The sequence below is a fragment of the Streptomyces sp. NBC_00986 genome (genome assembly GCF_045162565.1).
Lineage (GTDB): Bacteria > Actinomycetota > Actinomycetes > Streptomycetales > Streptomycetaceae > Streptomyces.
In genome coordinates, this window is the sequence record NZ_CP108733.1 from 2089493 (window position 1) to 2104932 (window position 15440).

The window sequence follows — 15440 nt, forward strand, 5'->3', positions numbered from 1 at the left end:
CACTCGCGGTCCCTGGGCCTGAGGACCGGATCAGGGGTGTTCCTGACGACACCCCCTGAACTTGTCGCGGAGGGATCAGGCGCCGAAGACCTGGAACTCGGAGACCTGACCGGCCGGCCAGCCGTTGTTGGCGGTGATGTTGAGTCGTACGTAGCGGGTCGTGACGGTGGTGGGGAGCGTGAGGGTGGCGCTGTTGCCGGTCGCCGGGTCGAAGGTGTAGCCCGCCGAGGCGAGCAGCTGGGTGGAAGTGCCGGCGTCCGTGCCGCCCTGGACGGAGATCGTCTGAGTACGGGTGGCCCAGGCGGTGGCCGGGGGAAGTTTCAGGACGATCCGCTTGACGCCGGTCGCGGCGCCCAGGTCGACCTGGATCCACTGCGGGAAGGCGTTGTTGGCGGACTCCCAGTAGGTGTTCGTGTCGCCGTCGGTCGCGTTGCCCGAGGCGTACGTCTGGGTGTGGCTGCTCTCCGAAGTGGGTTGGTGGAGCGCCAGGTTGGTGGTACTGGACGGTGGGTCGGTGGTGGCGGTGACCTGGCTGGAGGGCTGGGACACGTTGCCCGCCGCGTCGTAGGCGACGACGTCGAAGGTGTAGGCGGTGGACGCGCCAAGTCCCGTGACGGTGAAGGAGGTTGAGCCGGTGGTGCCCACCTGGGTGCTGGTCGAGCCGGAGACCCGCAGGACGCGGTAGCCGCTCACGCCGACGTTGTCGGTCGCCGTGTTCCAGCTCAGCGAGACGGAGGCGCTGGTGTGCCCGGTGACGGTCAGGCCGCCCGGCGCGGCGGGCGGTGTGGTGTCGCCTCCGTTCGGAACTACGGGCTGAGTGGGGCGAGTTGCGGTCAGCGCGATCTGCCCCTTGAGCATGCGGCCGCCATCGCCGGTCAGCCGCAGGTAGTAGTCGGAGGAGCAGGCGGTGCCGTCCTCGTCGAGGGCGAGGAACCCGGAGTTGGTGGGCACCCAGGCCTGGGTCTCGGCGGTCTTGGCGATCTGGTTGCCCTCGTTGTACTCGTCGAACATGGAGATGTAGATGCCCTGCACCCCGGCCCGCACCATGTTGTAGAACTGCCGCCACATGAGGTCGCCGTGCGCGCGCTGCCGGCCGGAGACGTCACCGGGCAGGACACAGGGCTGGAAGTCGATGCCGTTGGCGTTGCAGTCGGCCTGGTCGGGGACGGTGTACGTGGTGTAGGCGTTGTCGGCCTCGGTCACGTTGCCGATGGCGCCGACCATCCACGGCGAGATCATGTTGAAGGCGTGGTAGACGCCCGAGAAGCCGGGCTGCGAGCCCCCGGTGCCCGTCCGCCATTCACGCGGGACGCCTCCGATGACGTAACAGCCCTGATACTTGAACCAGTTGACGACGTCGAGGCAGGCGTCGGGGGTGAAGGGGTGGTTGGGGTCGTTGAAGCCGAAGCCCCAGATGCAGACGACCGGCTTGCCGTTCTGCTTCGCGTAGGCCGAACTCGCGGTGTGCGCGGACATCTTGTTCGTCCAGTCCGTCTTGATCTCGGACTGCATGTTCGTCCAGTTGGAGACGTCGTACATGATGTAGAACTTCCGCCCGTACGACTCGGCGGCGGAGCGCACCTTGGTCGCCATGGCGTCGCGGGTGGGGCCCTCGCCGCCGGTGGGGTTGAAGCGCTGGAGCGCGGCGGTGTCGATGTTGTTCTGCTGCATCCACAGGAAGTGGGTGTTCACCGTCTGCTGGTCGTAGGAGGAGAACAGTTTGGCGGGCTGGCCGTTGCCCAGGGCGGCGTACGACGTCTGGTACGTGGTGGTGTACTCGCGCACGTCGGGCCAGCAGCTGATGCCGGTGTTGGTCGGGGACGGCGGCTGGCTCCAGTTCTGGGTCCAGTGCCACCAGCCGTTGATGGGCGCGCCGTCACCGACGCAGGCGAACCAGCCCTGGTAGCCCACGGTGATCTTGCCGACGACGTCGCCCGGCGCGCCGGCCGCCGACGCGCTCGGGGCGAGTACGGTCCCGGTCGCTCCCACGGTTCCCACCGCGCCGGCCGCGACCGCGGCCCTCAAGAAGACTCTGCGTGTGACACCCATCTCGACTCCTTTCGGTGGTCGGTGCCGCCGAGCGCGCTCACGCTCGCGCTCGGCGGCACCTTCAGGGGCAGGTCAGCTGTTCCAGACCTGGAACTCGGAGATCTGACCGGCCGGCCAGCCGTTGTTCGCCGTGATGTTCACCCGGAGGTAGCGCTGGGTGGTCGCGGTGAACGTGATGGTGACCGTGTTGTTGGTGGTGGGATCGAAGGTGTACGTCGCCGACGACTTGAGGGTGGTGAAGGCGGCGCCGTCGGTGCTGCCCGACAGGGTCAGCGTCTGGTTGCGGGCGCCCCAGGTCGCGGGGAGCTGGAGGACGACCCGGCTCGCGCTCTGCGCCGAACCGAGGTCGACCTGGACCCACTGCGGGAAGGCGTTGTTGGCGCTCTCCCAGTAGGTGCCCTGGTTGCCGTCCGTGACGTTCGACGACGCGTACACGTCGGTGTGGCTGGACTCGGTGGTGGCCGCGCCGGCCGCCAGGTTCCGGCTCACCGTGCCGGCGCCGACTCCGGTCAGCGCGACCGTGGTTGTGCCGTTCGACGCGTTGCTGGCGATGCTGAGATCACCGGAGCGGGTGCCGGACGCGGTGGGCGTGAACGTGACGCTCACGGTGCAGGAGGCGCCCGCCGCGATCGACGAACCGCAGGTGTTGGTCTGCGCGAAGTCGCCCGTGACGGTGATGCCGGAGACGGTCGTCGCCGCCGTGCCGGAGTTGGTCACCGTGACCGTCTTCGCGCCGCTGGAGGTGTTGAGCGCCTGAGTGGCGTACGACAGTGACGTCGGGTCGGCCGACAGGGTCGCCGGTGAGGAGCCGCCGCTGCTGGGGAACACCTCGAAGTCCGACAACTGGGCAGCGTCCCAGCCCGTGTTGGCGGTGATGTTGACCCGCACGTATCGCGCCGTGGCCGAACTGAACGTGATGGTCACGGTGTTGGCGTTGGCGCTCGGGTCGAAGGTGTACCCGGCCGAGGCCTTGAGCGTGGAGAAGCTGGAGCCGTCCGTCGATCCCTGTACCGACAGGGTCTGCGTACGGGCCGACCAGGCGGTCGCGGGCGGGAGTTTGAGCACGACCTTGCCGACGCCGTAGTTCTGGCCTAGGTCGACCTGGGCCCACTGCGGGAACGAACCGTCCGTGCCCTCCCAGTACGTCGACGCGTCCGTGTCGGTGAGGTTCGAGGCGACGTAGGGACTCGTGCTCGAACTCGCCGACGCGGGACGCCCGGCGGCGATGTTGGTGGTGCTGTCGATGCCACTGCCGGTCAGGGATACGGCAGTCGGGCTGTTGTTGGCGTTGCTGGTGACGGTCAGGGTGCCCGCGCGCGCTCCGCCCGCGGTGGGCTTGAAGCCGACGGTGACCGTGCAGGACGCGCCGACGGCGAGGGTGGAGCAGTTGTTGGTCTGGCTGAAGTCACCGGTCGCCGCGACGGCCGAGACGGTCGCCGACGCGGTGCCCGAGTTGGTCACCGTCACGGTCTGCGCGGTGGCCGACGAGCCGACCACCGTGGCGGGGAAGGACAGGCTCGCCGGGTCGGTGTTCAGCACCGGGCCCGGCGCGGTGCCGGTACCGGAGAGACTGACCGTGCTGGTCGTCCCGCCCGCGTTGACGGTCAGCGCGCCGTTACGGCTGCCCGTCGCCGTCGGCGAGAACCTCACGCTGACCGTGCAGGAGCCGTTCGCCGTGATCGACGAGCCGCAGGTGTTGGTCTGGGCGTAGTCGCCGCTGGTGGAGATCGAGGAGACGGACGCGGCGGTGTTGGTCGGGTTGGAGACCGTCACGGTCTGCGCGGCGCTCGTCGAACCGGTCGCCACCGAACCGAAGTTGAGCGCGCCGGGGGTGGCCGTCACGCCCTCCGACGGGTAGGGCGGGTAAACCGGGGCGGGCCAGCCGCCGCAGTACGGGGTGCCGCTGATACCGGAGTTGCCGCCACCATCGGTGATGACGAAGTTGCCGCCCGAGCAGTTGTACACCGGGGACGAGTAACCGACGCCGGTGGCCGTGACGTTGGTGAACTTGGCGGCGCCGCCGGTCTGTTCCTGGAGGGCGAAGGTCCCGGTGCCGGCGATGGTCACGTTGTTGAGGTTGACCCCGCTGATGGTGCCCTCGACCCACTGGACCGCTTCGTAGGGGCTCTGCTGGATCAGCGCGTTGGTCACGTTGATCGGGCCGGTGATCGCGCCCTGGCTGCCGTCGAACCACAACGCACCCACGCCGAACTGCCAGTTGGGGTCGAGGCTGCCGGCCCGGACCATGGTGTTGTCGGAGATGGTGGTGGTGCCGACCGGCGTCGACGTGAAGCGCTGCCCCACGTGGATGCCGCCGCCCTGGGCGATGCCGGTGTCCACGACGCGGTTGCCGCTGACGGTGTTGTCGTGGCCGCCGTAGATCGCGATGGCGTTGGCCAGGATCTGTAGTGACACGGTGTTGTTGGAGATCGTGTCGTTGGCGTCGGCGCCGATGCCGGAGTCCGCCCAGGTGGCGATGCCGTCGTCGCCGGTGTTGCGGATGTCGCTGTTGGTCACCTTCGAATTGGTCACCGCGCCATGGAAGTTGATGCCGTCGGCGGTGGTGTCACGGATGCGCATGCCGGTGAACGTCAGGCCGTCCATCGGCCCGTCCATCCAGGCGCCGACCTTCATGTGGTCGATCCACAGATTGGAGACGGTCGAGTCGCTCAGCGCGCCGCCGATGCCGTTGACCTGGGCGCTGTCGTCGCGTTCCTGCACATTGCCGAAGATCGCGAAGTTCTGCAGGCGCACATCGGTGCTCGCGTTGGGCGCGGAGTTGCCGTAGAAGCCGGGGGCCGTGCCGGTGACGGTCGAGTACCACATGCCCGCGCCGGCGATCGTGACGTTGTTGACGCTGATGTGGCCGGGGATGTTGAAGGTGCCCGGCGGGATCCACACGGTGCCGCCGGGGCCCGCCGAGCTGATCGCGGCGTTGAACGCGCTGGTCGCGTCGGCCACACCGGTCGCGTCGGCGCCCTTGCTGGTCACCGACACCGCGCCCGAGGGTGCGGTCAGGGCGGCGCCGACCTGCTCGAAGTCGGCGAAGTCGATCGTGTACGAGGAGGCGGTGTCCCCCGCGTCGACCTGGAGCTTGAAGGTCGTGCCCGCCGGATAGGTGGTGGAGAACAGGCGGTGGGCCTCGTCGAAGAAGTGGTGCGGGTTGCTGCCCGGCGTGTTGGTGAAGGGGTAGCTGCCGTAGTACCAGCTGTAGGCGTTGGTCAGGGTGAAGTCGGGCTGCTTGACGCCGTTGACGTACAGCGACAGCGCGGCGGTGTAGACCGAGCCGCCCGAGGTGTCGGGGATGCTGTAGCGGAAGTTGATCGAGTTGGTCGCCACCGGCGTGGTGAAGGTGACGTACTGGCCGGTGCCCTGCAAGGTCGTCGCCTTGCGGTACGACGCCTCGTCGGCCAGCTGGCCCGCGGTGTAACTCGGGCCGATCGCCGAGCCGTTGGTGGCGGAGTTCTCCGCCTGCACCTCGACGTACGGCAGGCTCGCGCCGCTGCCGCCGGTGGCGGTGGACGCCGCCGCGGCGGGTGGGACAGCCAGAGCGAAGACGCCTACGGCGGCCAGCATCACGGTGCTGACCACCCAGACGAGGGCTCGTCTCAGGTCTCGGATGGAATGGAACACGTGCCACTCCTTACGTAATGAAATGCCGGAACTGTCCCGCTGGTGCCGCCGGAGAGGGAGGGGAGACGGGGGGTTCGTGCCGATGCATGGGGGACCGTAATATCGTTGACATGATCACGCAATATCTCGACAGGGCTTTGCAACAAACAAATTTGGATCCCGCAAGATCTCAGGCGCCCTCGGACACGACGGTGCCGCCGGACGGGTTGTGCGGCGGCACCGTGGGGAGGGTGGGGTCAGAGGGAAGAGGGCAGGGTCAGGCGGCCCAGACCTGGAATTCGGACACCTGGCCCGCGGGCCAGCCGGTGTTGGCGGTGACGGTCACGCGGTAGTAGCGCTCGGTGGCGGCGGGGAAGGTGAGCGTCACGGTGTTCTTGGTGCCCGGGTCGAAGGTGTGGGCGGCCGAGGACTTCAGGGTGGTGAAGGTGGCGCCGTCAGTACTGCCGCTCAGGGCCAGGGTCTGGGTGCGGGCACCCCAGGCGGCGGGCAGTTGCAGCACTACGCGGGAGGCGCTCCGGGCCAAGCCGAGGTCGACCTGGACCCATTGCGGGAACCTGTTGTTGGCGCTCTCCCAGTAGGAGTTCTGGTTGCCGTCCGTCACGTTCGACGACGGGTACACGTCGGTGTGGCTGGACTCGCCGGCGGGCTTCCCGGCGGCGAGGTTGGTGTTCGTGGCCTCGGTGCCGGTGCCCGAAAGGGCCACCGCGGTGGGGCCGTTGGACTGGTTGCCGGCCAGGGTGAGCGTGCTGGTGCGGGTACCGGAGGCGGTGGGTGTGAAGGTGACGGAGACCGTGCAACTCGCGCCCGCGGACAGGGAGTTGCCGCAGGTGTCGGTCTGGGTGAAGTCACCGCCGGCGGTGATTCCGGTCAACGATGCAGTGGCGGTACCCGAGTTGGTGACCGTGACGGTCTGTGCGGCGCTGGTCGTGTTCACCGTCTGGTCGGCGAAGGTGAGTGATCCCGGAGTCGCGGTCAGGGTGGCCGACGGTGCGCTACTCCCCGTGGCGAAGGCGAAGTTGTTGATGTTCCAGCCACCGCTGTCCTGGTCGAGCGTCAGAACCTGTCGGCCGGCCGGCAGGGTCACCTGGGTGGTCGCGGTGCCCCAGGTCTGCCAGTCGCCGGTGGCGGGCAGGTCGACGGCGCCGGTGAGGTTCGTACCGGAGGCGTCCGACAGGTGCAGCGCGCCGGGCACCGCGGACGGGGCCGCGATACGGAGGTCTAGGGTGTATGTGCCGGCCGTGGCGACGTCGACCGTGTAGCGGAACCACTGTCCTGGACCGGTCCAACCCAGGTTGTAACCGCCGCCCGCGTCCGAGGTGTTGTCGAGGTCGACGCCGTCGGCGCGGTAGGAGTTGGCGTTGCCGTTGACGGAGGTGACGTTGTAGGCGACCCCTTGGCCGCCGGTGTCGTAGTCCTCCGCCTGGACCGTTCCAGGCACGGCGGCCGGAGTGCCGCCGTAGGGGCCCTCGGGCGCGGGCGGCGGCCAGTGGTTGTCGCTCAACGTGGCGACGAAACCGGTGGAGTTGTTGACGTAGGCCGAGGTGCCGGCCTCAAGTCCCGTGACCGTGTTGCCGGTTATCGTCGCGGAGCCGGTGGGCGCGGGGTAGAACGGCGGCGAGATCACGATGCCGTTGCGGCCGGAACTGCTGACGGTGTTGTCCTGCAACAGGGTGTTGGTCGAGGTGGAGAAGGCGATCCCGTCGTAGAGGGAGTCGGTGACGGTGTTGCCGGTCACCGTGACCTTGTCGACGGTCCCGGTGTTCTGGCCGTCGCCGCCGTTGCCGATGTGCAGGGCGGGCTGGCCCTGGCTGTAGGCGTTGCCGCCGGAGCGGACCACGGTGTTGCCGCTCACGGTCGCGGACAGCAGGTCGCTGCCGTTGACACCGAAGCGGCCGGCGCCCAGGCCGATGTAACGGGCCGTGTCGCTGATGTAGTTGTCCTCGACCTGGTGGCCGCTGCCGCCGTAGATCCCGATGCCCTTGCCGCCCCAGGGCGCGATCGAGGTGTTGTTGCTGACGGTGACATCGGTCATCGGGTTGTAGTGGGTCTGGGAACCGTCGCTGTTGGTGTTGTACGCCACCGAGTTGATGGCGATCGCGTCGTCCCCGGTGCCGCGGACGAAGTTGTTCGTGACCGTCAGGTCGTTGCCGGTGTCCGCGTTCAGCGACACGTTGTTGACGTTGATCCCGTCGGCCCAGATCGACGTCAGCCTGCTGTTCTTCACCGTTCCGCCGGTGCCGGAGGCCCAGAAGCCGGACATGGTGTGCTGGGTCCAGATGCCGTCGGCCGACCAGTCGGTGCCGGTGGTGTCCATCGCGCCACCGTCGCCGCCGATGGTGCTGCGGCTGACGGCGTTGGCGTCGATGTGGAAGTTGCGCACAGTGCAGGAGGTCAGGTCGAACAGGGCTGCCAGCGGTGTGGAGTTGGGGACCGGGACGTCACGGTAGACCGTGCTGTACCAGAGGCCCGCGCCCGCGATGGTGATGCCCTGCGCGTTCAGTCCCGCGGTGCCCTTCACGTAGAAGGTGCCCTGCGGGATCCAGAGGATCTTTCCCTGTTGCTCGGCCTGGTCGATGCAGCTCTGGATGGCGGCCCGGCTGTCCACGGACCGGCTGTCGGCCGCGCCGTTGGTCGGATTGCTGTCGGCCACCGCACCGCAGCTCGTGATCGAGATCGAGTTCGCGGGCTGTGCCTGCGGCGCGGGCGGGTTCTCCACGTCGACGGAGTCCACGTCGTAGAAGGACACGCTGTTGTCGGCGTCCTTCCGCAGCGAGAACGTGGCGCCCGCCGGGATCGGGGCCCCGGTGACGAAGGCGTGCGACTCGTCCCAGAAGACCCTGGGGTCGCCGTCGGCCGGGTTCTGGTCGTCGCTCGTGTTGTAGTTGCCGTTGCCCTCGTACACCCAGCTCTGCCGGGAGTTGAGGTTCAGCGCCTGCCGGAACACGCCGTTGACGTACAGGTTCAGCGTGCCGGTGACACCGCCGCCGGACGCCGAATCCGGGATGCCGGCACGGACGTTGAGGAAGGAGATCGGCTGGCCGGTGGTGTTCGTCCACTGCACCGACTGGCCCGTGTCGCCCAGGTGGACATAGGAATGGCCGGACGCCTCCAGGACGGCGCTCGAGTACTGCGTCGCCGGCGCCGAGGTCAGCGACCGAACGGCCGCGCCGCCGCCGGGAGTTCCTCCCTCGGCCTCATAGACCGAGAACGGCGTCGTCGCACCCACCGCCACGCTCGCCGCGGCCTTGGTCGGTGCCGCCTGCTGTACGGCGGCGGCCGGCAGGACGGACACGCACAGCGCACCGACCGCGGCGACGGCCACCGCCAGTCGCCGGGGTCTGAGGATCGTCAGCATGTGAGGCTCCTTCACGGAGTGGGGGGAGGAGACCGGCGCCCCGACCGTACAGAGACCCTTTCGACCCCGCTAGATTCCGACGAAGTAAAGAATTAATCACGCAAGCCATTGCAAGTTTCTTGCTTAAATCTGCAAATCCCTGATGGCTTGCCGCATGCGGACGGCTGGAGTCCACGGGGTGGGCGTGGCGGTCCCCACCTGGTCCCGGACATGACGAAGGGGCGGTTTCGGATCTCTCCGAAACCGCCCCTCAGCTGCGACTCTGTCGAGTCGGGACGACAGGATTTCCTCATCCGCACATTCGGCCAGAAATCATGGGGCACGTCCGTGATGCGCATCCAACGGTCGCCGCCAGGACAAGAGACCGACTCGGCGGGGCCTGCCGGATGCGGCTGGTCAGTTTGGCTCGTCCAGTGACCAGAGCGGAGTGCTGCCGGCGACACGGCAGGTGAGGAAGTACAGGGGTATCGGCGGCGTGTAGGGCTGCCCGGTCTCGGGGGAATGGATCAGACGGGGATGCTCCAGGCCCGGTTTCGGGCGGGTGCTCGTCCAGGAGGGGTCGGCCACCTGGGCGCCGATCGCATAGCTGATGGACGGCGGCCAGATGACGCCGATGTGCGAGCCGGCCGGCACGATCCACCACCAGCGCCGGGCGTCGGCGAAGATGCAGCCGACACGCTGCACATGGTCCAGGATGCGTTCCCCGTGTTCCCGGGGCATGCCCACGGCGTCGTATCCGAGGCTCGCGCGTAACGGCGCGGGGATCACCAGGCGTCCGGACCGGATGCGGTCGTGCGTCGGCGGCTCGGCGGGATTCGGGGGCGGAGTGAAGCTGTGAGCCAACGGCTCGGAGGGGGACGGGATCGGATCGCGGCTGCGCGATAGGTACATGGGGGGGGACCCTTCGGCCGAGTGGGGGGATGGGCCGGGCGGGGAGCCGGGGCCGGCCAGGTGGGCGTCAGGGCGGGACGGGTTCGTCGGCGTCCGTGGCGAGTTCGGCCCAGACGATCCGCCCGGACCGGTGTGGGATGTCCGCCGTTCCCCAGTCGCTGCTGAGCTCTGCGACGAGCAGGAGACCGCGCCCGCCCTGGTCGTCGGGACCGGGCCGACCGGGTACCGGGAGCGTGGAACCGCGGTTCTGGTCCTCGACCTCGATCCGGAGGACTCCGTCCGCGCTCCGCACCTCACAGACGATCCAGTCACTCGCGGAGTGTGTGAGCGCGTTGGTGACGAGTTCTGAGGTCACGACGACAGCGTTGTCCCGGACGACTTCGCGGACGCCCCACGCGATGAGCAGTTCGTCCACGGTTCTGCGGGCCAGACCGACTGACGCCGGGGTCGCCGGCAGGCCGAACAGATGGCTGTGGCGGGGGTGTTGGTTCCCGGAGGCGAGCCGGCCGGGGCCTTGGGGCCCAGGGAGTCGGCCATGACGCCCGCCTCCGGGAGGTCGGTCCAACGGCTGGGGGAAGGAGGGCGGAGCCATCGCCGTACGCCTTTCGTGTGCCTTCGCACCCTGGGCGGTGCCGGTACCGCGCCGACCGGCCGCGCACGAGGCGCGGATGGCGGCCCTGCCGGGCCAACGCAGGTCGTAGCCCGTTTCCCCCAACTGGGCTGCGCCGTCTCACTCTTGGACGAGCTGTGACGACCTGCTTACTGTGGCACCTGCCAACAACCCATCGCAACCGGCAAGTTGAAAATTGCACGTAGCGAAGTGCATGCTGCTTCCGCCAGGAAGTGATCGAAAGAGTCTGTGAAGAGCGAAAGCCTGCCAGACTGCCGCCCGGAGCTGGAGGCGCAAGGGAGGTAGACCGTGACCGCAGAGACCGACTGGGGTGGCGTCCCCTCCGTCCTGCGCATGATCCTCGGCCGCCAGCTGGAGGAACTGCGGACCCGCGCGGGACTCACGTACGAGCAGGCGGGCGATGCCATCGGTGTCAGCCACTCCACGATCCGCCGGATGGAGGCCGCGAAGGTGGCCCGGCTGCGCCTGCCGGATGCGGAAAAGCTGCTGCAGGTCTACGGGGTGACGGACCGTCAGGAGATCGACACCTTCCTGAAGTCGGTCCGCGAGGCCAGCAAGCGCGGCTGGTGGCACACGTACCGCGACGTCATGCCGGACTGGTTCGCCGCGTATCTGAGCCTGGAGCAGGCGGCGTTGCAGGTCCGCGCCTACGAGAACGAGTTCGTCCACGGGCTGCTGCAGACCGAGGAGTACGCACGGGCCCTGCTCGGCGCGGGCAACCCGCACGCCCCCTCCGAGGCCACGGAGCGCCGGGTCGCCCTTCGTATGCGCCGCCAGGAACTGCTGACCCGCGAAGCGCCACCGCGGGTGTGGGTCGTGATGGACGAGACGGTGCTGAAGTGGCCGGTCGGGGGTGCCGCGGTGATGCGCGCCCAGATCGACCACCTGATCGAGGTCAACCGGCTGCCTCATGTGACGCTGCAGATCATGCCGTTCGCCAACGGCCCGCACCCGGCCATGCGAGCCGGGGCGTTCCACCTCTTCCGGTTCCGGGCTGCCGAGCTGCCCGACGTCGTCTATCTCAACGGCCTGGTGGGCGCTGTCTACCTGGACAAGGGCGACGACGTCGTGGTGTACCGCGAGGCCCTGGACCGGCTGGGTGCCCAGGCGGCGCCCGCCCGCAAGACCGAGGCCCTCCTCGGTGCGATTCGCAAGGAGCTCTGACGTGCACCACCACATACGCAACGGCATACCGTCCCGGAACCTGGGCGCACGCGGCTGGACCAAGCCGTGGAGCGACGACGCCGGCGGCGCCTGTGTGGAAGTGAAGAAGCTCGCCGACGGCCGCGTCGCCGTACGTCAGTCGACCGACCCCGACGGCCCGGCGCTGGTTTTCACACCCCATGAGATGACGAGCTTCGTTTCGGGCGTGAAGGCGGGTGACGCCGACTTCCTTCTGTGAACTCCATTGTTTTTACTGAGCGTTCATCCCGAACCTCCACCACTCGAATGGGAGAGACGGCGTTGCCCGACAACGGATGGCCGGCCGACCGCATCGACACCGAACACGCGCACTCCGCGCGGATCTACGACTACATCATGGGCGGGAAGGACTACTACCCCGCCGACAAGGAGGCGGGCGACGCCATGTCCCGGGAGTGGCCCGCGCTCCCGATCCACATGGTCGCCAACCGGGACTGGATGAACCGGGCCGTGCGCTGGCTCGCCGAAGAGGCGGGCGTGCGCCAGTTCCTGGACGTCGGCACCGGCATCCCCACCTCCCCGAACCTGCACGAGATCGCCCAGCAGGTGGCTCCCGAGTCACGGGTGGTCTACGTCGACAACGACCCCATCGTCCTCACCCTCTCCCAGGGTCTGCTCTCCAGCACGGCCGAGGGCAGGACGTCGTACATCGAGGCCGACTTCCGTGAACCGGCCACGATCCTCGACGCGCCGGAGCTGCGCGAGACCCTGGACCTCTCCCGGCCGGTGGCCCTGACGGTGATCGCCATCGTGCACTTCATGCTCGACGCGGACGACGCGGTGGGTGTCGTACGGCGCCTGCTGGAGCCTCTCCCCTCGGGCAGTTACCTCGCGATGTCGATCGGCACCGCCGAGTTCGCGCCGCAGGAGGTGGGCCGCGTCGCCCGCGAGTACGCGGCCCGCGACATGCCGATGCGGCTGCGCACCATCGACGAGGCCCACGAGTTCTTCGAGGGGCTCGAGCTTGTCGAACCCGGCATCGTCCAGGTCCACAAGTGGCACCCGGACGGCACGGGCGAGCAGAACATACGCGATGAGGACATCGCGATGTACGGGGCGGTCGCGCGCAAGCCGTGACCATCCCGGTGCCGGGGCCGGCCGCACAGCCGTTCCCGGCACACGGCCCGTCAGTCCGGCACCGACGGGCCTTCGAATCTGACCCACGAGTTCCCCGCTACCAGGTGACAGGGAGACTCAGAAGACCGCACACCCGACTTCCGTTGGTCCAGGCGAGATCCTGCACCGCACCCGCGAGGGCGAGGGCAGGGAATTCCCGAATCACCGAACCGATGGCCACTTGCAACTCGACGCGAGCGAGGTTGGCTCCGAGGCAGTAGTGAGGGCCGTGCCCGAAAGCGAGATGCTTGTCGTCGACGCGGTGAATATCGAACGTATCGGGGTCGGGAAAATGCCGCGGATCGAAGTTCGCGGCCACGACAGGGGCGAGAACACCTTGGCCTTGCTCGACGGTGGCCCCTGAGGGAAGCGACACGGTTTCGGTGGCCACTCGCAACAACCCTCCGTGGCCCGGAACTTCCATGCGAAGGATCTCTTCTACGGCAACAGGCACGAGTCCTGGATCGTGGCGGACCGCGGCGAGTTGGTTCGGGTGCCGCAGGAGAGTGAGGATGCCGCGGCCGATGACGTTGCCGGTGGTCTCGTGGCCCGCGACAATCAACCCCCGTACCATGCGGGCCAGTTCGTCCGAGCTGAGCCGGTCGTCCTCGTCGTGTGCGTTGATGAGGTCGTCCAGCAGATCTTCGCCCGGGTTTCCGCGGCGCGCTGCGATGAGGTCATCGACGTAGGTGATGAACTCCGTGGCGGTCTTGGAGCGCTCCGGTGCGGAAGCGGTGCTGGTGGACAGGAACGTGTCCGACCAGCTGCGGAAGTAAGGACTGTCCTCAGCCGGGACACCGAGCAATTCGCAGATGATGTTGATCGGCAGCGGAAAGGCGAAGGCGGCCATCAGGTCCGCCGGACGCGACCCGCCACGCGTCTCCGCGAGCAGTTGGTCCGCGACGGCTTGGATCCGGGGCCGCCAACTCTCCGATCTCCGGGGAGTGAACGCCGCCTGCACTATGCGCCGAAGCCGGGCATGATCCGGCGGGTCCATGTTGACCAGTGCGCTCGGATCGTCGGAGAAGTCGGCGTCAGGCAGCATGCGCGGAGCGCCGGCGTAGCGCAGGTTCCGGCTGAAGCGCGGGTCCGCGTAGACCTCTCGCACATCGTCATAGGTGGTGGCCAGGAGGACTTCGTCGCCGCTGGGCAATACCACGGGTGCCAGTGGGCAGCCACGCCGTCTGCTCTCGTACGCTCCGGGCGGACTGCCATGAGGTCCCGGCGGGAACGGGAACGTGGCCTCGCCGCTGGTCGTCTCGGTGGTGTCCGGCACCATGGAGCTCCTCCCAGGTAGATACTCGGGCCGGAACTATCTGATGGAGCGTCAACTCTCCAGATCCTCCAGAGATTCAGCGTGATGCGCAAGGCTCCGGCACTTCCTGTTGAGATCCCCAAGGAACCGCCGGGCAAGGCGGCCGAAGCGCGCCTCGGCGATGCCCGATTCGTCCTCGCCAAGCTGGGAGGCGCGAGTGGAGTCTCGACAAGGTCGGCATTTCGGCCACCCGGCGACTCGCGCCGCCTCGGACTGGAGAAGTATCCGGAAACCGACCGAAGAGGATCACCGGAGTTCACGCGGTGGATCGAGGGTGACTGCTCAGGTGCTTTATTACGTGTGAGCGGCGGCCGCGGCGCCGGCACCGGTTCCCGGATGACCGGCGGTCGTGTTCGGCCTGCGTCCCGCACCGACGACGGGAGTAGTCCGGGGTGCGCCGCCAACCAAGCGCTTCCTCAGGGAGCCGCGCCCTGGTCCCCAAACGGTCCCCAGAAATGATCAAGAGACCGCTTCAGATCTCCTCTGAAACGGCCTCTGACCTGCGACTTCGAAAAGTCGGGACGACAGGATTTGAACCTGCGACCCCTTGACCCCCAGTCAAGTGCGCTACCAAGCTGCGCCACGTCCCGATGCGCTTCCCACAGAAAACCGTGTGATCGCGCGAACAGCACTTTACCCCACGCCCGGGGGTGCGCCGAAGCCGGTGCCGGGCGCGGGACAATCGTCGTATGAGCGACACGACCTCAGGCGGTACGGCCGGCGCGCGGGACCGGGACGGCGAGGGGCGGGCACGCAACGCCCGGCCGCGGGACGGGCTCGGGCGGCCGTTGCCGTACGACGCGGACGGTGTGGCACGGCAGCCCGAGGGGGTCGTGCGCGCGCCGGAGGTGACCGTCGTCGAGGCGCAGGCGCTGCTCGACGAGGGGAAACCGTTCCACGCGCACGAGGTCTTCGAGGACGCCTGGAAGTCGGGGCCGGATGAGGAACGTGCCCTGTGGCGCGGCCTCGCCCAGCTCGCCGTGGGCCTCACGCACGCGGCCCGGGGCAACATCACCGGCGGGGCCCGGCTGCTGCGGCGCGGCGCCGGGGGCGTCGAGGAGTGGGCGTCCCGGTCGGGGCGGGAGCGGCCGTACGGGATGGATCTCGCGGGGGTCGCGGCCTGGGCGCGGAGGCTCGGGGACGACGTGGAGCGGGGCGGCGGGAGTGTCGACGCGCGGGCGCGGGCACCTCGGCTGCGCGGGACGTCGTAGCCGAGCCGGCACGGAATCGTCCCGGTCCGTGCCGGT

The 15440-nt window shown here is 68.5% G+C and carries 10 protein-coding genes and 1 tRNA gene; 4 read left to right on the forward strand and 7 right to left on the reverse strand.

All coding sequences use genetic code 11. The annotated features are described in order from the left end of the window. Positions 1–75: 75 nt before the first annotated feature. The 5 genes from OG504_RS09165 to OG504_RS09185 all read right to left on the reverse strand — a co-directional run bounded on the left by OG504_RS09165 (position 76) and on the right by OG504_RS09185 (position 10520). Positions 76–2049, reverse strand: a complete 1974-nt coding sequence (locus OG504_RS09165; RefSeq protein ID WP_405989320.1) for a discoidin domain-containing protein — start codon at positions 2047–2049, stop codon at positions 76–78. A gap of 72 nt (positions 2050–2121) precedes the next feature. Then, positions 2122–5682 carry a choice-of-anchor D domain-containing protein gene (locus OG504_RS09170; protein ID WP_405989321.1) on the reverse strand — a complete coding sequence of 1187 codons (3561 nt, stop codon included), beginning with the start codon at positions 5680–5682 and terminating at the stop codon, positions 2122–2124. Positions 5683–5938: 256 nt separating this feature from the next. Next, positions 5939–9037, reverse strand: a complete 3099-nt coding sequence (locus OG504_RS09175; protein ID WP_405989322.1) for a carbohydrate-binding protein — start codon at positions 9035–9037, stop codon at positions 5939–5941. Between the two features lie 396 nt (positions 9038–9433). After that, the gene (locus OG504_RS09180; RefSeq protein ID WP_405989323.1) at positions 9434–9928 is read right to left on the reverse strand and encodes a hypothetical protein; all 495 of its coding nucleotides are present in this window, start codon (positions 9926–9928) and stop codon (positions 9434–9436) included. A 67-nt stretch (positions 9929–9995) separates the two neighbouring features. Beyond that, a complete protein-coding gene (locus OG504_RS09185; protein ID WP_405989324.1) occupies positions 9996–10520 on the reverse strand; it encodes an ATP-binding protein in 525 nt (174 codons plus the stop codon). A gap of 327 nt (positions 10521–10847) precedes the next feature. On the opposite strand from OG504_RS09185, the gene OG504_RS09190 reads away from it, so the two are divergent. The 3 genes from OG504_RS09190 (at position 10848) to OG504_RS09200 (ending at position 12839) form a co-directional block, all read left to right on the forward strand. Beyond that, positions 10848–11723: a helix-turn-helix domain-containing protein gene (locus tag OG504_RS09190; RefSeq protein ID WP_405989325.1), complete on the forward strand. Its 876-nt coding sequence runs from the start codon at positions 10848–10850 to the stop codon at positions 11721–11723. A 1-nt stretch (position 11724) separates the two neighbouring features. Beyond that, entirely contained in the window at positions 11725–11961 is a 237-nt protein-coding gene (locus OG504_RS09195; RefSeq protein WP_405989326.1) for a DUF397 domain-containing protein, read from the forward strand. Between the two features lie 62 nt (positions 11962–12023). Beyond that, complete coding sequence (locus tag OG504_RS09200) at positions 12024–12839, forward strand: SAM-dependent methyltransferase (protein WP_405989327.1); 816 nt, start codon at positions 12024–12026, stop codon at positions 12837–12839. 97 nt (positions 12840–12936) lie between these two features. On the opposite strand, the gene OG504_RS09205 is transcribed toward OG504_RS09200, so the two are convergent. Next, positions 12937–14157 carry a cytochrome P450 gene (locus OG504_RS09205; protein ID WP_405989328.1) on the reverse strand — a complete coding sequence of 407 codons (1221 nt, stop codon included), beginning with the start codon at positions 14155–14157 and terminating at the stop codon, positions 12937–12939. A 552-nt stretch (positions 14158–14709) separates the two neighbouring features. Beyond that, positions 14710–14783, reverse strand: a tRNA-Pro gene (locus OG504_RS09210). Positions 14784–14882: 99 nt separating this feature from the next. Between OG504_RS09210 and OG504_RS09215 the strand changes: the two genes are divergently transcribed. Beyond that, positions 14883–15404 carry a DUF309 domain-containing protein gene (locus OG504_RS09215; protein ID WP_405989329.1) on the forward strand — a complete coding sequence of 174 codons (522 nt, stop codon included), beginning with the start codon at positions 14883–14885 and terminating at the stop codon, positions 15402–15404. Positions 15405–15440: the final 36 nt, after the last annotated feature.